This window comes from Allobosea sp. MMO-172 (assembly GCF_037147855.1).
Classification (GTDB): domain Bacteria; phylum Pseudomonadota; class Alphaproteobacteria; order Rhizobiales; family Beijerinckiaceae; genus Allobosea.
The window spans coordinates 1-220 of the sequence record NZ_JBBCUM010000057.1; the positions used below are offsets into that span (position 1 = coordinate 1).

Annotated in this window: 1 pseudogene; it reads right to left on the reverse strand. The window is 64.5% G+C overall.

The features are described 5' to 3' along the window. Positions 1-105 precede the first annotated feature (105 nt). Positions 106-207: pseudogene (locus WFK61_RS26085) on the reverse strand (transposase); the annotation flags it as partial. Positions 208-220 lie beyond the last annotated feature (13 nt).

The window sequence follows — 220 nt, forward strand, 5'->3', positions numbered from 1 at the left end:
CGGCTGTGCAACCCAAACCAGCTCCGCCGCGCCGCCTCCTGACCGCCACAGCTCATCAAGGGGTCAATATTGGACGCCGATCGGGGGGCAACATTGCGCGCCGTTTGACATTCCGGCCCGCCGGCAGATCTCCGCCACCGGAATCCCGTCCGCGCCCTGCTTCAGGATGAACGCCTTCTGGGCGTCCGAGAACTTCGAATCCTTCATCGTCTTCCGCTCC